At 38.2% G+C, this 18,025-nt stretch carries 17 protein-coding genes, 1 pseudogene and 1 other annotated feature; of the genes and pseudogenes, 16 read left to right on the top strand and 2 right to left on the bottom strand.

The window, feature by feature from the left end; genetic code table 11:
- Positions 1-57 precede the first annotated feature (57 nt).
- The 12 genes from HT679_RS03985 (at position 58) to trpA (ending at position 13,408) form a co-directional block, all read left to right on the top strand.
- A complete protein-coding gene (locus tag HT679_RS03985) occupies positions 58-1,068 on the top strand; it encodes an ABC transporter ATP-binding protein (protein ID WP_033679773.1) in 1,011 nt (336 codons plus the stop codon).
- Positions 1,069-1,079: 11 nt separating this feature from the next.
- The gene (locus HT679_RS03980; protein WP_138707339.1) at positions 1,080-2,771 is read left to right on the top strand and encodes an iron ABC transporter permease; all 1,692 of its coding nucleotides are present in this window, start codon (positions 1,080-1,082) and stop codon (positions 2,769-2,771) included.
- Positions 2,772-2,773: 2 nt separating this feature from the next.
- A complete protein-coding gene (locus HT679_RS03975; protein WP_001149044.1) occupies positions 2,774-3,484 on the top strand; it encodes an MgtC/SapB family protein in 711 nt (236 codons plus the stop codon).
- A gap of 686 nt (positions 3,485-4,170) precedes the next feature.
- A complete protein-coding gene (locus HT679_RS03970; protein ID WP_000410752.1) occupies positions 4,171-5,166 on the top strand; it encodes a LacI family DNA-binding transcriptional regulator in 996 nt (331 codons plus the stop codon).
- 214 nt (positions 5,167-5,380) lie between these two features.
- Positions 5,381-5,612, top strand: a binding site (T-box leader).
- A gap of 64 nt (positions 5,613-5,676) precedes the next feature.
- Complete coding sequence (trpB, locus tag HT679_RS03965; RefSeq protein ID WP_173213112.1) at positions 5,677-6,855, top strand: tryptophan synthase subunit beta; 1,179 nt, start codon at positions 5,677-5,679, stop codon at positions 6,853-6,855.
- Between the two features lie 293 nt (positions 6,856-7,148).
- Positions 7,149-8,510, top strand: coding sequence for an anthranilate synthase component I (gene trpE / locus HT679_RS03960; RefSeq protein ID WP_173213111.1), 1,362 nt, complete (start codon positions 7,149-7,151; stop codon positions 8,508-8,510).
- Positions 8,507-9,073: an aminodeoxychorismate/anthranilate synthase component II gene (locus HT679_RS03955; RefSeq protein ID WP_125386827.1), complete on the top strand. Its 567-nt coding sequence runs from the start codon at positions 8,507-8,509 to the stop codon at positions 9,071-9,073. The genes trpE and HT679_RS03955 overlap by 4 nt, the downstream gene beginning before the upstream one ends.
- Positions 9,074-9,083: 10 nt before the next feature.
- A complete protein-coding gene (trpD, locus tag HT679_RS03950; RefSeq protein WP_173213109.1) occupies positions 9,084-10,088 on the top strand; it encodes an anthranilate phosphoribosyltransferase in 1,005 nt (334 codons plus the stop codon).
- The gene (gene trpC / locus HT679_RS03945; RefSeq protein ID WP_173213106.1) at positions 10,085-10,852 is read left to right on the top strand and encodes an indole-3-glycerol phosphate synthase TrpC; all 768 of its coding nucleotides are present in this window, start codon (positions 10,085-10,087) and stop codon (positions 10,850-10,852) included. Before trpD ends, trpC begins: the two co-directional genes overlap by 4 nt.
- A complete protein-coding gene (locus tag HT679_RS03940; protein WP_173213104.1) occupies positions 10,839-11,438 on the top strand; it encodes a phosphoribosylanthranilate isomerase in 600 nt (199 codons plus the stop codon). The genes trpC and HT679_RS03940 overlap by 14 nt, the downstream gene beginning before the upstream one ends.
- Complete coding sequence (trpB, locus tag HT679_RS03935) at positions 11,416-12,639, top strand: tryptophan synthase subunit beta (RefSeq protein WP_049491302.1); 1,224 nt, start codon at positions 11,416-11,418, stop codon at positions 12,637-12,639. Before HT679_RS03940 ends, trpB (HT679_RS03935) begins: the two co-directional genes overlap by 23 nt.
- Entirely contained in the window at positions 12,632-13,408 is a 777-nt protein-coding gene (gene trpA / locus HT679_RS03930; RefSeq protein WP_112443832.1) for a tryptophan synthase subunit alpha, read from the top strand. Before trpB (HT679_RS03935) ends, trpA begins: the two co-directional genes overlap by 8 nt.
- Here the strand turns inward: trpA and HT679_RS03925 are convergent.
- Positions 13,380-13,481 (bottom strand): annotated as a pseudogene (locus tag HT679_RS03925) (prepilin peptidase); the annotation flags it as partial. The gene trpA and the pseudogene HT679_RS03925 sit on opposite strands and share 29 nt — an antisense overlap.
- A gap of 228 nt (positions 13,482-13,709) precedes the next feature.
- Here HT679_RS03925 and HT679_RS03920 point away from each other — a divergent pair.
- A complete protein-coding gene (locus HT679_RS03920) occupies positions 13,710-14,441 on the top strand; it encodes a hypothetical protein (RefSeq protein WP_173213102.1) in 732 nt (243 codons plus the stop codon).
- Positions 14,442-14,455: 14 nt separating this feature from the next.
- The gene (locus HT679_RS03915; RefSeq protein ID WP_130886591.1) at positions 14,456-15,607 is read left to right on the top strand and encodes an XRE family transcriptional regulator; all 1,152 of its coding nucleotides are present in this window, start codon (positions 14,456-14,458) and stop codon (positions 15,605-15,607) included.
- 51 nt (positions 15,608-15,658) lie between these two features.
- Here the strand turns inward: HT679_RS03915 and HT679_RS03910 are convergent, their stop codons facing one another.
- The gene (locus HT679_RS03910) at positions 15,659-16,318 is read right to left on the bottom strand and encodes an A24 family peptidase (RefSeq protein WP_173213100.1); all 660 of its coding nucleotides are present in this window, start codon (positions 16,316-16,318) and stop codon (positions 15,659-15,661) included.
- Between the two features lie 69 nt (positions 16,319-16,387).
- On the opposite strand from HT679_RS03910, the gene HT679_RS03905 reads away from it, so the two are divergent.
- Together HT679_RS03905 and HT679_RS03900 are read left to right on the top strand one after the other, a co-directional pair.
- A complete protein-coding gene (locus tag HT679_RS03905) occupies positions 16,388-16,843 on the top strand; it encodes a GNAT family N-acetyltransferase (RefSeq protein WP_173213098.1) in 456 nt (151 codons plus the stop codon).
- Positions 16,844-17,024: 181 nt separating this feature from the next.
- A complete protein-coding gene (locus HT679_RS03900; RefSeq protein ID WP_173213096.1) occupies positions 17,025-18,020 on the top strand; it encodes a LacI family DNA-binding transcriptional regulator in 996 nt (331 codons plus the stop codon).
- The last annotated feature ends 5 nt before the right edge of the window (positions 18,021-18,025 follow it).

Genomic DNA, 18,025 nt, shown 5'->3' with positions numbered 1-18,025 from the left:
AATTTAAGGAAGAAATAAAGAGAGGCTTTTGGTTTAGTAATAGAGGGAGTTAGTGAGATGATTAAATTTGATAATATTCAAATTAAATATGGTGATTTTGTTGCAATTGATAATCTAAATTTAGATATACATGAAGGGGAATTTTTTACATTTCTTGGACCTTCAGGATGTGGTAAATCAACTACTTTGAGAGCATTGGTAGGTTTTCTAGATCCATCATCAGGAAGTATTGAAGTTAATGGAACAGATGTCACTCATTTGGAACCTGAAAAGCGTGGAATTGGTATTGTATTTCAATCTTATGCGCTATTTCCAACTATGACTGTTTTTGATAATATTGCATTTGGTTTAAAAGTTAAGAAGGTAGCTCCAGATGTTATTAAAGCAAAAGTATCAGCAGTAGCAGCAAAAATTAAGATCTCTGATCAACAGTTACAGCGTAATGTATCAGAATTATCTGGGGGTCAACAACAAAGGGTAGCATTGGCTCGTGCTCTGGTTCTTGAACCTAAAATTCTTTGTCTAGATGAACCATTGTCAAACCTTGACGCAAAATTACGTGTAGATTTGAGAAAAGAGTTGAAAAGACTTCAAAAAGAGTTAGGTATTACTACTTTATATGTTACTCATGATCAAGAGGAAGCCTTGACTTTATCTGATAGAATTGCAGTCTTTAACAATGGATACATCGAACAGGTCGGTACACCAGTAGAAATTTATCATAATTCTCAAACTGAATTTGTATGTGATTTTATTGGAGATATTAATGTTTTGACCGATGAAACAGTCCACGAAGTATTACTGAAAAATGCAAGCGTTTTCTTAGAAGATAAAAAAGGATACATTCGATTAGAGAAAGTTCGATTCAATCGTGAAACTGAACAAGATTTCATTCTAAAAGGGACAATTATTGATGTTGAGTTTTCTGGAGTTACAATTCACTATACAATAAAAGTTTCTGAAAGTCAGATTCTTAATGTAACAAGTATTGATAGTCAGGCTGCTATTAGATCTGTCGGAGAAAGTGTGGAATTATTTATCACACCATCAGACGTTCTGCAATTTTAAGGAGGTGCAGTATGCGTCATAAATTAAATTTAAAAGATTGGCTTATTCGTTTAGGGTTAATCTGGTTCTTAGTAACATTTATTATTTATCCAAACTTTGATCTAGTAGTGAATGTATTTGTAAAAGGAGGAGAATTTTCCCTTGATGCTGTACATCGTGTTCTAAAATCTCAAAGGGCACTTCAGAGTATTATGAACAGTTTTAAGTTGGCATTTTCACTCATTATTACAGTTAATATCGTAGGTATTCTTTGTGTTCTATTTACAGAATACTTTGATATTAAAGGTGCTAAAATTTTAAAATTAGGTTATATGACCTCTTTAATTTATGGAGGAGTGGTTTTAGCGACTGGATATAAATTTGTCTATGGTCCTTATGGATTGATTACAAAATTTTTACAAAATATTATCCCTTCTTTAGACCCTAACTGGTTTATTGGGTATGGTGCAGTCTTATTCATTATGACATTTTCAGGAACTGCTAATCATACATTGTTTTTAACAAATACAATTCGAAGCGTTGACTATCACACTATTGAGGCTGCTCGAAATATGGGAGCAAAACCATTTACTGTTTTCCGAAAAGTAGTGTTACCAACCTTAATTCCAACTCTATTTGCACTTACTATCATGGTTTTTCTTAGTGGTTTATCTGCAGTAGCAGCACCCATGATTGTTGGTGGTAAAGAATTTCAAACTATAAATCCAATGATTATTACATTTGCAGGGATGGGGAATTCTCGTGATTTAGCTGCTCTACTTGCAATTATTTTAGGTATTGCAACTACAATTTTGCTTACTATCATGAACAAGATAGAAAAAGGTGGAAATTATATTTCTATCTCTAAGACTAAAGCGCCTCTTAAAAAACAAAAAATTGCGTCTAAGCCTTGGAATATCATTGCTCACATTGTAGCATATGGATTGTTCACAGTTTTCATGCTTCCACTAATTTTTATAGTATTATACTCATTTACAGATCCAGTTGCAATTCAAACAGGTAACTTAACATTATCAAACTTTACTTTAGAAAATTATCGCTTATTCTTTAGTAATAGTGCGGCATTCTCTCCATTCTTGGTCAGCTTTATTTATTCTATTATTGCTGCGACAACAGCAACAATTCTCGCAGTTGTATTTGCTCGTGTTGTCAGAAAACATAAATCTCGTTTTGATTTCTTATTTGAATATGGTGCTCTACTTCCTTGGTTACTACCAAGTACACTTTTAGCAGTAAGTTTATTATTTACTTTTAATCAGCCACAATTTCTTGTCTTGAATCAGATTTTGGTAGGTAGTTTGGTAATTCTACTTATTGCATATATAGTTGTAAAAATCCCATTTTCTTATAGAATGGTACGTGCTATTTTATTTAGTGTTGATGATGAGATGGAAGATGCAGCAAGAAGTATGGGTGCTTCACCTTTTTATACTATGATGAAGGTTATCATTCCATTTATTTTACCGGTTGTTCTCTCTGTTATTGCTTTAAACTTTAACTCTTTATTAACTGACTTCGACTTATCTGTATTTCTTTACCATCCATTAGCTCAACCACTGGGTATAACTATTCGTTCAGCAGGTGATGAAACAGCAACTTCAAATGCTCAAGCACTTGTATTCGTTTATACTATTGTATTAATGATAATTTCTGGTTCTGTTTTATACTTTACTCAGAGACCAGTTAGTAGAAAAAGGAAATAATAATGCAAGCAACAAGCTTAGGACTATCATATATCGAAATTGTATTAAGAATTGTACTTTCATTAGTTATTGGTGGTGTAATTGGTTTAGAGAGAGGAAGTAAATCTCAACCAGCAGGTATTCGTACACATAGTATTGTTTGTCTGGCTGCATGTTTAATTATGATGACTAATGAGTATGTATCTTATAAATTTGGTACAGGAGATCCTACACGCTTAGGTGCGCAGGTTATATCAGGTGTTGGTTTTCTTGGGGCTGGAACAATACTTATTACAGATAAAAAGAAAATAACTGGTTTAACAACTGCAGCCGGAATATGGGCTTCAGCTGGAATCGGTCTAGCTATTGGTGTTGGTTTTTATGAAGGAGCCATACTAGGAGCAATGTCTGTTTGGAGTGTTATAACTATGTTCCAACCTTTAAAAAAATATCTTCAAAGTCGTTCAAAGATAATCGAATTGTATATCGTTGTTAGATCTACAGAGGCATATAATCGGGTACTAGTATACTGTGCTGAGAATGGCATTAGAATGACTGATTCTAGAACTGCATTTGGAGATGTTAATTCAGAAAGAATTGAATATTTTGATGTTCCAGACAAAAAAATCGCGTCATTTATTACTCTGGAATTATCAGGTAGATTTGAGCACCTTAAACTAATGGAAGAAATTGCTAATATTGTTGGTGTGATTTATGTTGAGGAAATCAGCTAATCTAGGGATAAACAAAGGGACGGATTATTCTAGTCCTTTTGTTTTCTTTAAATAATAAGAAATATAAGGGCACATCTAAAAACTCAATTTCAATACTTTTAAACATTGATGTATCAACGTTTTCTGAGCAATAAAAATAGAAAATCGGTAGTTTTTAGAGGTGTCCATAATAATTTTTGAAGAAAAGGATTTAACTAATTTGAGAGTATATAAAGTGGATTTTGATGCAGGAAAAATAACTTATTTTGATGACTATAATCTCATACAGGTATACCACTTCCATTCATTTTATGATGTTTGTGAGATGGTGTTCGCTTGTCATTTACCATTTGAAGAAATGCTTAGAAATGTTATTGTTAAGGAGAAAGCTGTTCCCATATTAGAGTGTTATATTGAACAGATAATGAATACATTTCTAAATACAGAAGGATTTACTGAAAATGATTCCTTGGAATTTTCAGGTAGTGTATTTTCTTATACGGTGATTTGTAATGCAGTTTACAAAATAGTACAAAACAGTGAATTGAATTGTAAAATTTATGTTACTAGTACTGAAAGTTAATGTAGATTTAGTGAAGTATTTCCTCCAGATGTAAACTAGATTAAAAGATTAGAATGTAATTTTCTTGTTAAAATAATTTAAATATTGTATAGTTATAGTGAAGGTTTATGACAGGAGTATTTTAATGGAAAAAGGGAAAAAGGTAACGATATATGATATTGCACGTTTGTCTGGTTTTTCTCCAAAGACAGTTTCACGTGTAATAAATGGAGGGAATAGAGTAAAACCTGAGACTTATAATGCCATAAAAAAAGTCATCGATGAGTTATCCTATATTCCAAATGCCTATGCTCAGAATTTAACGAAGAAAGAAACCACGAATATTTTAATATCTGTGAAGAAGATTGATTCTTTTCCTTTAATCTGGTTTCAAACACTTTTAGATAAAGTTTTACAAACTTGTAGACAATTTGGAGTAAATGCTATTGTTGAATATTTTGGAGAGGAAGATTCGATTAGTAATTCAATTATTTCAAGTATTGGTAGCCTTGTAGATGGAGTGATTGTCTTTTATGAGGGGGAGAATGATATTCGAATCCAATATTTAAAGAAAAATAATATGCCTTTCATTGTCTTTGGAGAGTCTCAAACACCTGGAGTAGTTTACGTATCTAACAATAACTTTCAAGCTACTTATGATATGATGAAAGTAGTTTTGGAAAAGAATTTTAAAGATATGTGGTTACTTATGGGAGGTGAGTCTTATGTAAATAAGGATCGAGAGAGAGGAGTGAGAACTTTTTTAAAGGATAATAATTATTCTATGGATTTGAAGGTAGTTTATGGTTTAACTACAATAGAGTCAGTTTATTCCTTTGCTGTGAATGATTTGTCTTTTGGAAATTATCCAGATATTATATTTGTTTCAGGCGATGAAAAAGTTCAGGGACTAATTCGTGCGTGTTACGAAAAAGGAATAGCGATTCCGGATAATATATCCGTTGTTGGATTTGATAATATTCCAATTTCACAGTATTACACTCCTGCTTTATCTACAATTTCTCCTAATTATGTTAAATTAGCTCAAGAAATGATTGAAGGGGTATTAGCAATTATAAAGGGGGAAAGTGTCACATCTGTTGAAGTTTCTACTAAACTTGTTAGGAGACAGAGTTTCTAGTATTGTTTAATTCTTGAAAATCCTAATGGAAAAGATGGAGTGTTCTAAAGTAAGTTCTGTTTAGCATCTATTCAGTTTCTATTGAGTTGGATCCAATTTCTAACAAGTGGGACATTTTCACGTTCGATTTACTAAAGACATTATCACATTCGAATCACACATCTTTCAAAAAAATTGTAAAAAAGTCTTGACAAAGAAAAAACAAAGTATTAAAATAAGTTCAACAAATCAGAAAAGTAACTATTTTTGATCTTCAGGGAGCCTGTGGTGATTGTGAACAGGTGGTTGAAAGTAGTGAAAGTGGGCTGATTTTAAAAATGAATTTGAAACAATGAAAATTCGGTGCGCACACCTTACAGTGCAACTTGTTGTTAGACAAGGCAGAGATGTAAAGGGGAATAGTCCCTTTACAATTGAGGTGGCACCGCGTTACCAACGCCCTCACACAGATTGTTTTCTGTGTGTGGGCTTTTTCATATCTTGAAATCAATACAGAAAGAGGAAAATTTTATGACAACTAAAGGTTATTTTGGACAATTTGGTGGTAGTTTTGTACCGGCGCCGATTCAGGCTTTGTTGGATGAGTTGGAAGTGACATTTGAAAAGTACAAGGATGATCCAGAGTTTTTGGCAGAATTTCGTCATTACTTGAAGGACTATTCAGGTCGCGAAACACCGCTCTATTTTGCGGAAAGTTTGACAGATCACTTAGGTGGCGCTAAGATTTATCTCAAGCGTGAAGACCTTAACCACCTTGGTTCTCACAAGCTCAACAATGTTTTAGGACAAATTCTTCTTGCTAAACGCATGGGCAAAAAACGAGTGATTGCGGAAACAGGAGCTGGTCAGCACGGTGTTGCGACAGCAGCGGCTGCAGCCAAGTTTGGTATGGCCTGTGATGTCTACATGGGGGCAGAGGATGTGGAGCGTCAACGTCTCAATGTTTTCCGTATGGAGATGATGGGAGCAACTGTTCATGCAGTTGAAACAGGGACACGAACTCTTAAGGATGCGGTTGATGCAGCCTTTGGAGCATGGATGAATGACCTTGAAGCCTTTTATGTTCTGGGATCTGCTGTGGGACCTCACCCATATCCAACCATTGTTCATGAGTTCCAAAAGGTCATCAGTGAAGAATCTCGCCGTCAAATCTTAGAAAAAGAAGGTCGTTTACCAGACTACGTTATTGCCTGTGTAGGTGGTGGCTCTAATGCCATCGGTGCTTTTTCTCAGTATGTGGCTGATGAAGAAGTCAAATTGGTTGGGGTTGAAGCTGCTGGTCACGGACTTGACACAGACAAGCACGCAGCTACTATGACAAAAGGTAGTATCGGAATTGTTGATGGTATGAAGACTTATGCAGTCTTTAAGGAAGATGGAGAGCTAGCTCCAGTTTACTCTATCTCAGCTGGATTGGACTATCCAGGGGTTGGCCCAGAACACGCCTACTTCAAAGATTCAGGTCGCGTGGAATATGTGGCTGCGACAGACGAAGAAGCTGTTCAGGCTCTCCTCCTTCTCAGCAAGACTGAAGGAATTATCCCAGCGATTGAAAGTTCGCATGCTATCGCAGAAGCAGTTAAACGTGCACCGAAACTAAGTAAAGACGACATTATCCTCATCAATGTCTCTGGTCGTGGAGACAAGGACGTAGCTGCGATTGCAGACTACCTAGAAGCTAAAAAATAATAGATGGAAAAATTACAGTTATTTCTTTCCCAGAGAGCTTGTGGTTGCTGGAAACAAGCAGAGAAAGCTGTAAGGTTGGGTCCATCTGAAACGAGAGAAGAAAACATAATTCTCAAGGGAGTGCCCTTTATCGCACAGCCTGTTACAGGAGGTTTCTGAGACAGGCATGAGAGATAGGAGAAATCCTATAATTGAGGTGGCACCGCGAATTTCGTCCTCACGCAAGTTATTTTGCGTGGGGATTTTTCATACAGTCGCCACGGACTAGAAGTAGAACTGAAAGGGAAATTACAATGGAACGAATCATTCATGGAGATGTCTTATCACCAATCTTGGCTTATATGCGTCTAAAGGGGCAACACAAGGTTATTTTAGAAAGTATTCCGAGAGACAAGGAAACAGCTCGTTTTTCTATCTTAGCTTATAATCCAGTTTTTGAGATTAAGTTTGAAAATGGAGTTCTCTATCAAAATGGTCAAGTGATTGATCGGGATCCCTTGGATTTCCTTTATGAAGTGACTCATAAGAGCCAGCACCATTCAGACCTACCTTTTGGTGGTGGGGCAATTGGCTTTGTGGGTTACGATATGATTTCGCTTTATGAAGAAATTGGTCAAATTCCTGAAGATACAATTGGAACGCCAGACATGCATTTCTTCGTCTATGAGAGTTACATGGTCTTTGACCACAAGAAGGAAAAAATCCATGTCATCGAGGATGCTCTTTATAGCAAGCGCAGTCAAGAAAACTTGGAAAAAGCCTTGAACCAAGTGCTTGAGGAATTACGCATTCCTGCTCCAAATGAATTTGAAGACTTGGATCTATCTCCGCTGGACTTCAAACCGCATATCGCTCCTCAGAAGTTTGAGGAAATGGTGGAAACGGCTCGTGACTTGATTCGTAACGGGGATATGTTCCAATGTGTACTTAGTCAACGCTTCTCAGCAGAAGTGACTGGAAATCCATTTGACTTCTATAGAAATCTCCGCGTGACTAATCCTTCTAATTACCTTTATTTCTATGATTTTGGGGATTATCAAATCATCGGAGCTAGTCCAGAAAGTTTGGTTTCTGTCAAAAATGGCATCGTGACAACCAATCCGATTGCAGGGACACGACCAAGAGGCGCTACGGATGAAGAAGACAAGGCTTTGGCGACAGACCTGCTTTCGGATGAGAAGGAAACAGCAGAGCATCGAATGTTGGTAGACTTGGGGCGTAATGATATCGGCCGAATCGCTGAAACGGCCAGTGTCCAAGTCACTAAGTATATGGAAGTGGAGCTCTTCCGTTATGTTATGCATTTGACCAGTGTGGTCAAGGGGCGTTTGCTTCCAGAACTCACTGCCATGGATGCCTTGAAAGCAACACTTCCTGCTGGAACAGTTTCTGGAGCACCAAAGATTCGGGCGATGAGACGCATCTATGAACTGGAAACGGAAAAACGGGGCGTATACGCAGGAGCAATCGGCTACTTGTCTGCGACAGGTGATATGGATTTTGCCATTGCCATCCGAACCATGATTCTCAAAAATCAAATAGCCTATGTTCAGGCTGGGGCAGGGATTGTCTACGACTCCATCGCCCAAAACGAATACCAAGAAACCATTAACAAAGCAAAATCTATGACTAGAATTGGAGAACTAAGACCATGATTTTATTGATTGACAACTATGATTCTTTTACCTATAACTTGGCCCAATACATTGGGAATTTTGCAGAAGTTCAGGTCTTGAGAAATGATGATCCCAAGCTGTATGAAGAAGCTGAAAAAGCAGATGGACTGGTCTTTTCTCCTGGTCCTGGTTGGCCAGTTGATGCTGGAAAGATGGAAGACATGATTCGTGATTTTGCTGGCAAGAAGCCGATTCTTGGGATTTGTTTGGGCCACCAAGCCATTGCAGAAGTCTTTGGTGGTAAGTTAGGTTTGGCTCCAAAAGTCATGCATGGGAAACAGAGCAATATCAGCTTTGAAGCGCCATCTGTTTTGTATCAAGGTATCGAGGATGGCCGTGCGGTCATGCGTTACCACAGTATTTTAATTGAAGAAATGCCAGAAAACTTTGAAGTGACAGCTCGTTCGACTGATGACCAAGCCATCATGGGAATTCAACACAAAACACTTCCAATTTATGGCTTCCAGTACCATCCAGAAAGTATCGGAACGCCAGATGGCTTGTCTTCTATTCGGAATTTTATCGAGAAGGTTGTAAAGTGAGGAAACTAGGATGAAAGAGATTATTGAAAAACTAGCAAAATTTGAAAATTTATCAGGTGTGGAAATGACGGATGTCATCGAGCGTATCGTAACTGGGCGTGTAACGGAGGCGCAGATTGCTTCTCTCCTTTTGGCTCTTAAGATGAAGGGGGAAACACCTGAAGAACGCACAGCCATTGCCCAAGTCATGAGAGGGCATGCCCAACATATTCCAACTGAGATTCATGATGCCATGGACAACTGTGGTACAGGTGGGGACAAGTCTTTCAGTTTTAATATTTCCACAACTGCAGCCTTTGTCTTGGCTGGTGGTGGTGTTCACATGGCAAAACACGGTAACCGCTCGATTTCTTCTAAATCTGGTTCTGCAGATGTCCTCGAAGCCTTGGGGATCAACTTAGACCTCAAACCAGCTGAACTAGGTAAGGTTTTTGATAAAACTGGCATCGTCTTTCTCTTTGCTAAAAATATGCACCCAGCTATGAAATACATCATGCCAGCCCGTTTGGAATTGGGAATTCCAACGATCATGAACTTGACTGGTCCCCTGATTCACCCAATGGCCTTGGAAACGCAGCTTCTTGGAATTAGTCGTCCAGAACTGCTAGAAAGTACAGCTCAGGTATTGAAAAATATGGGTCGCAAACGTGCCATCGTGGTTGCTGGACCAGAAGGTTTGGATGAAGCCGGCTTGAACGGAACAACCAAGATTGCTCTTCTGGAAAATGGCGAAATCACCTTGTCAAGCTTTACTCCAGAGGATTTTGGGATGGAGCGCTACGCTATCGAAGATATTCGTGGAGGCAATGCTCAGGAAAATGCAGAAATTTTGCTCAGCGTTCTTAAAAACGAACCAAGTCCATTCTTGGAAACTACAGTTTTAAATGCTGGTCTTGGTTTCTATGCTAATGGTAAGGTAGATAATATCAAGGATGGAGTTGCCTTGGCCCGCCAAGTGATTGCTAGTGGCAAGGCCCTTGAAAAACTCAGACTGTTACAGGAGTACCAAAAATGAGTCAGGAATTTTTAGCACGAATTTTGGAGCAGAAGGCGCGTGAGGTAGAGCAGATGGAGCTGGAGGAAATCCAGCCCCTGCGCCAGACATATCGCTTGGCAGAATTTTTGAAGAATCATCAGGACCGCTTGCAGGTAATCGCTGAGGTCAAGAAGGCTAGCCCTAGTTTGGGAGATATCAATCTCGATGTGGATATTGTGCAACAGGCCCAGACTTATGAAGAAAACGGAGCAGTGATGATTTCTGTTTTGACAGATGAAGTTTTCTTTAAAGGACATTTGGATTATCTACGGGAGATTTCCAGTCAGGTAAACATTCCGACGCTTAACAAGGACTTTATCATCGATGAAAAGCAAATCATTCGAGCTCGCAATGCAGGTGCGACAGTCATCCTGCTCATTGTGGCTGCCTTGTCAGAAGAACGCCTCAAGGAACTGTATGACTACGCGACAGAGCTTGGTCTGGAAGTTTTAGTGGAGACTCATAATCTAGCTGAACTAGAAGTGGCTCACAGACTTGGTGCCCAGATTATCGGGGTCAATAACCGCAACTTGATCACCTTTGAAGTTGACTTGCAGACCAGTGTGGACTTGGCTAAACATTTCAAAGATGATTGCTTGTACATTTCTGAATCTGCTATTTTTACAGGGCAGGATGCGGAACGAGTAGCGCCATACTTTAACGGAATTTTGGTAGGGACAGCTCTCATGCAGGCGGAAGATGTGGCCCAGAGAATCAAGGAGTTGCAGATTGACAAAGGTTAAAATTTGCGGACTATCGACCAAAGAAGCGGTGGAGACAGCCGTGTCAGCAGGAGCCGACTATATCGGTTTTGTCTTCGCACCTAGTAAAAGACAGGTGACCTTGGATCAGGCTGCTGAGCTGGCAAAGCATATTCCTGCGGATGTCAAAAAGGTTGGTGTATTTGTTTTACCAAGTCGGGCTCAACTGCTAGAAGTCATTGACAAAGTTGGCTTGGACTTGGTTCAAGTTCACGGTCAGGTGGCAGATGATTTGTTTGAGAATTTGCCTTGTGCCAGTATTCAGGCTGTGCAGGTGGATGGAGAGGGGCATGTACCCAATTCTCAGGCAGACTATCTACTCTTTGATGCCCCTGTGGCTGGGAGTGGCCAGACCTTTGACTGGGCTCAACTGGATACGATTGGACTAACTCAGCCTTTCTTTATCGCAGGTGGGCTTAATGAAGGCAATGTAGTAAAAGCAATTCAACACTTTACTCCCTATGCAGTAGATGTATCAAGCGGAGTGGAGACAGATGGACAAAAAGATTATGAAAAGATTAGAAGATTTATAGAGAGGGTAAAGAATGGCATATCAAGAACCAAATAAAGATGGATTTTACGGAAAATTCGGCGGACGTTTTGTCCCAGAAACATTGATGACAGCAGTTTTGGAATTGGAGAAGGCCTACCGTGAAAGTCAGGCAGACCCAAGTTTCCAAGAGGAATTAAACCAACTTTTGCGTCAGTATGTGGGACGTGAAACTCCCCTTTACTACGCAAAAAACTTGACCCAGCATATCGGCGGAGCCAAGATTTATCTTAAACGTGAAGACCTTAACCATACAGGGGCCCACAAGATTAACAATGCCTTGGGACAAGTTCTTCTGGCTAAACGCATGGGCAAAAAGAAAATTATCGCTGAAACAGGTGCTGGTCAGCACGGTGTGGCAACTGCAACTGCTGCAGCCCTCTTTAACATGGAATGTACTATCTACATGGGTGAGGAAGATGTCAAACGCCAAGCCCTCAATGTCTTCCGTATGGAGCTTTTGGGAGCCAAGGTTGAGGCAGTGACAGATGGTTCGCGCGTGCTCAAGGATGCGGTCAATGCAGCCCTTCGTTCATGGGTGGCTAATATCGATGATACCCACTATATCCTTGGTTCTGCCTTGGGACCTCATCCATTCCCAGAAATCGTTCGTGACTTCCAAAGTGTCATTGGTCGAGAAGCTAAACAACAGTATCGCGATATGACAGGTCAAGATCTGCCAGATGCCCTAGTAGCCTGTGTTGGTGGTGGTTCTAATGCTATCGGGCTCTTCCATCCCTTTGTAGAAGATGAGTCTGTAGCTATGTATGGGGCTGAAGCAGCAGGACTTGGTGTGGATACAGAGCACCACGCAGCTACCTTGACCAAGGGTCGTCCGGGTGTCCTTCACGGTTCTCTCATGGATGTGCTCCAAGATGCCCATGGTCAAATTCTTGAAGCCTTCTCTATCTCAGCAGGTTTGGACTATCCTGGTATCGGTCCAGAACATTCTCACTACCACGATATTAAACGTGCCAGCTATGTCCCTGTGACAGACGAAGAAGCCTTGGAAGGATTCCAACTCTTGTCTCGTGTGGAAGGGATTATCCCAGCCTTGGAATCAAGCCATGCGATCGCTTTTGCGGTGAAGTTGGCCAAAGAACTTGGACCGGATAAGTCTATGATTGTCTGTCTATCAGGTCGTGGGGATAAGGATGTGGTTCAAGTCAAAGACCGCTTGGAAGCAGATGCAGCAAAGAAGGGAGAAGCTCATGCCTAAGACACTAACAGAAAAATTAAACGCTATAAAAGCAACTGGAAAAGGAATTTTCGTTCCTTATATCATGGCTGGGGACCACGAAAAAGGTTTGGATGGACTAGGAGAAACAATACACTTTTTAGAAGATTTGGGTGTTTCGGCTATTGAAGTGGGTATTCCCTTTTCAGACCCTGTTGCAGATGGACCTGTTATCGAAGAAGCTGGCTTGCGCAGTTTAGCCCACGGGACCTCTACCCAGGCTTTGGTTGAAACCTTGAAAACCATTCAAACAGAGGTGCCACTTGTCATCATGACCTACTTCAACCCCCTCTTTCAGTACGGTGTGGAGAACTTTGTCAAAGATTTGGAAGATACAGCGGTTAAGGGCTTGATTATTCCAGACCTGCCTCATGAGCATGCCAACTTTGTAGAACCATTTTTGGCAGATACAGACATGGCCTTGATTCCCCTAGTTAGTTTGACGACAGGAATTGAGCGCCAGAAAGAGTTGATTGAAGGGGCAGAAGGATTTGTCTATGCCGTTGCCATCAATGGGGTGACAGGGAAATCTGGCAATTACCGTGCAGACTTGGACAAGCACTTGACTCAACTGCATCAAGTAGCTGATATCCCAGTATTGACAGGTTTTGGCGTATCTAGTCAAGCCGATGTAGAACGCTTCAATGCGGTGTCAGATGGCGTTATCGTCGGTTCAAAAATCGTAAAAGCTCTCCATGAAGGAGAGCCAATTGAGGACTTTATCAAACAAGCAGTAGCTTACCAAAAATAATTACACAAGCAGCGAACAAGAGGAAAGGCACGAAAGGAAGTCTTTCCTTTTTCTTTTGTAGGAGAAAGGCTAGTTTTATAATGAATTGAATCTGGAATAGTACATTATGATTCCTAAAATATTTTAAGAAAGTGATTTGAATTTCCCAATAAATTTGTTCAGTTTTTAATTGATTTTACTATAGAAGATATAATTTTCTAAATTACTCTGATATGCAACTTTAAGAAAAAGCTAATTATTGTAGTAATTTCTTTAAGAAAATGATATAATTCATTAAAAAGAATTTGAAGGAGGAAGAATTATGTTGAATCAGGATCTCTTTGATTCGCTTGAGGCACAAAAAATTGTAGATACTTTGATGAAAGGGCAAAAAGATTATGTAGATGAACGTATAGAAAAAAGAGAGACCATGATAGTGTCGAATGGTTATGCATGGACGCGACCTAATCATATTGATACTGCATTTGCATCAGCAGATTTGTTTGAGTATAAATTAAAATTAGCAGGACAGACTTGGGGATATTTAGAATTTGAAACAAATACAGAAAAATATGGGAAAGTATTGTTAATTATAAAGGGTAAGAAGCGACTTACGAACCAATTTCCTTTGGTACAAAAAAATAAGAGTGGCTACTTATTTGAATATGCTCAGATGAATACACTTTATCTTAATCAACATTCTTCCTATAAAAATGATGAAGATAGTCATTCTTTTCCAATTCAGATGGAGTTAGTTTCTGATGAAATGATTCAAGAAATTGAACAAGCTACTAAAAATTCGAATATCGAAAAATTTATGATTTTAACTTATGAGGCGGACTTAGAAAACAATATTATATCTGTAGATGTTGTTATGCCTGATGCACGAACTGGTCAGTTACACTTGATTCAAGATTTGTCTGAGTATATTCAATCAAGTTCGTACCATTTCGAAGAAGCTAAATATCAAAATATTCCTAATTTTTCAGAATTATCGGAAACAGAAGATTTTGAAATTATTCCAAGAATAGAAAAACAAGAAGGTCAAAAGTAGTAAGGAGTATGTAAATGTTTAATGGTCGGGTATTGAAAGAATTACGGCTGTTAAATGGTTTAAGTAGAGCAGAATTAGCTCAGAGAATTGATTTAACGGAACAAGCCATTTGGCAGTTTGAGTCCAACGAAACGAAACCTAAATTATCAACCAAAATGCATTTGGCCAACCAATTTCATGTTGATTTAACTTATTTTGAACAAGAAGAAGAAAGTATTCGATTTGATTCTTCTGTAATTGCCTTTAGAAATGCAGACCTAGCAACACGGAAAACAATAGATATTCAAACTATGTATTTACATAAGGTAGATAGTTTGATTGATTATTTTGAAAGTTTTGTAATTATACCTAATATTACAATTCATGACCTAAGTAATGTAGTGAGTGAATCTTATCATAAGGGAGAATCCATTGAGGAATTGGCTCTTTATGCCAGGGAAAAATTAGGTATTTCAAAAGATAATCATGATTTGCTTTATAAATTAGAACGTTCAGGCATCTATATCGTGGAACGATTAATTAATGGCCAAGCTGATGCTTATAGCGCATGGTCAAAATTGGGAAGACCTTATATTGTGTTGGGAACGAATAAATCATCTGTACGTCGAAATTTTGACTTAGCTCATGAGCTAGGACATATTCTTTTACACAAATATAAAGATATGAATGAAGATGGCGATCGTTTGGAGCAAGAAGCAAATTATTTTGCATCATGTTTTTTATTGCCAAAAGAAGAGTTTTTAGTCAAATTTGAAGAGAGGGTTGGCAAGCGTGTCAGCAATCCTGATAGTTATATTTTATTGAAGTCGGATTTGAATGTTTCGATACAGGCTTTAGAGTATCGAGCTTTTAAGTTAGGATTATTGACTCCAAAGCAACATTCTTACTTTTATCGTCAAATTGCGCAAAAAGGTTACAAAATGATAGAACCTCTGGATGATCAAATTTTTGTTAAAAAACCAAGCAAAGTAAAGAGTATTCTGGACGTCGTTTTGAGTAATCATCTAGTCAGTCTAGCGACTATAATGTCTAAACAAAGTATTCGTTTACAGTTTATAAGCGAAATATTTTCAGTCGAAATGAAATTTTTTGATCAGTATCAAGAAGATAAAAGAACGGATCGATTTGATAACATCATTCCTTTGTATAAAAGAAATAATTTATAATTTAACTGTGAAATAATTTCATGAAGGACATATGGCAGAAATTGGACTTTATCAAACAAGCAGTAGCTTACCAAAAATAATCACACAAGTAGCGAGTAAGAGGAAAGGCACAAAAGGAAGTCTTTCCTTTTTCTTTTGCAGGAGAAAGGCTAGGATGCCCGTCGCCGAAGCAAACTGAATCAAGATCAGTAATTCTGTTGCGCTAAAGACGATAGCACAAGAAGCTAAAAAGAGAAAATCCCCTGCGCCCATGCGGATATCGATAAAATGAGCCACAATTCCAAGTACAAGGAAGAAGACCATGACTAGATTCCAGCCAGAGCAGGCCATTAGGATTATATGAAAAGTCATCCAGACCAGTAAGGGATATTCCTGATGGCGAAAGTCGTAGATGCCCAAGGTCAAACCAGCAGTGATTAGGATGACTTGACCCAAGGAAAGAAAGCTCCAAGACCAGGACAGAAATAGGAGCCCTAAGCCTAGTTCAAAAAGGGCATACCAGACAGGATAAGTAGCCTTGCAGTAGCGACAGCGAAAGCGATTAAAAACCTGCGAGAGAATCGGAATCAAATCTAAGGGCCGCAAGCGAGTCTGACAGGAATCACAATGACTAGCTGGAAAGATAATAGATTGCTCTGGAAAGCGGTCAATGACCAAACCAAGAAAGGAAGCGAGAATGCTCCCAACAAGAAAAAAATAAAAATCAATCATACTTATCTATTCGTAAAAAATGGGAGAAGTAGTATAATGGAGAAACATAGATAAGATGGTGAGGCAAAGATGATAATTCGTTTTGAAGAAAAGGTGAGTACAGAAAACGCTCAGCTCGTATGCAAATGGTCCAACTCTCTTGGCAAATCCTTTCAAGAACAATGGATGGGAACAATGATTCCTTTTCCCTTGACAATTCAAGTTTTGCAAGAGTTGGAAGGAATCTTTTCAATCTTTGATGGACAAGAGTTTGTGGGACTTATCCAGAAAATCAGGCTAGAAGGCAGGAATCTTCATATTGGAAGATTTTTTATCAATCCCGAGAAACAGGGGCAGGGCTTAGGTAGCCAGGTTTTCAGGAAATTTGTTAGTTTGGCCTTTGAAAATGGAGACATAGACAGTATTTCTCTAAATGTCTTCGAAGCAAATCAAGCAGCCCAGCACCTTTATCAAAAAGAAGGATTTGAAATCGTTCAAATGGTTGAAACACCTGTACGAAAATACATCATGAAAAAGAGGAGATAGAAAGCAAAAAAAGTCTTTTCCTGTTTTATGTAGATGTTTACATATGAAAATTGAAGTATTTTCAAAAGCTAATTGGAGTGATTTTATTCATGATGGGAAAAAGGGTCTGGACAAAAATGATTGAGAAATAGTTGCTAAAAAAGCGTTTGCATGATACTATATATTGAAAGGAGGTGATAAGATGGTAGAACAAAGAAAATCAATTACCATGAAAGATGTTGCTTTAGAAGCAGGAGTTAGTGTTGGAACAGTTTCACGTGTGATTAATAAAGAAAAAGGCATTAAAGAAGTAACCTTAAGGAAAGTTCAAAGGGCTATAAAAACATTGGACTATATCCCTGATAATTATGCTCGAGGTATGAAAAAGAATAGAACAGAAACTATCGCTTTGATTATTCCGAGCATATGGCATCCGTTTTTCTCGGAGTTTGCCTATCATGTTGAGAAAGAGTTATTAAAATATAATTATAAATTATTTATTTGTAACGCTGATAGCGATTCACAAAATGAAATCGAATATATCGAAATGTTGAAACAAAATAAAGTGGATGGAATTATTGGTATTACATATTCTGATATTGACAAATATATTTTATCTGATTTACCGTTTGTAAGTATAGATAGACATTTTTCGGAAAATGTATGCTATGTTACTTCAGCAAATTACAAAGGAGGACAAACTGCAGCAGAGGAACTGGTTAGAAGGGATAATAAGCACCTTGCTTTTATTGGTTCAATTAATATGTATGAGAATGAGACTATACTCAGAAGTAAAGGATTCAGAGAAAAAGCTAAGGAATTAGGAGTAGATGTCTATAATTTTGAAATGAAAGAACCTTTAATAAATCCTGAAGATCAGATAAGAGTTTTTTTGCAATCTCATAAAGAAATTGATGGTATATTTACAATAAATGATATGATGGCTCTGAGAGTTATTAGTGTTATGAAAGAACTGGGGAAAATAGCACCTGATGATTACCAGATAATTGGGTTTGATGGTTTAAAAACTTCTGTCGATCAATCTTATCTAGTGTCTACAATAGTTCAAGATATTGGTATGATGGCAAAAGAATCTGTTGCAATGATACTGAAAATGATTAAGCGGGAAGAGATTCTAGAAAAACGAATCGTAATTCCCACATATTTTTGGGGAGATAAAACAACAAAAAAAATTTAAAAAGC

This window comes from Streptococcus sp. 4886 (assembly GCF_013276485.1).
In the GTDB taxonomy this organism is placed as follows: Bacteria; Bacillota; Bacilli; order Lactobacillales; family Streptococcaceae; genus Streptococcus.
The sequence above is the reverse complement of the archived record's forward strand: the minus strand, read 5'-3'. Positions and strand labels throughout refer to the sequence as shown.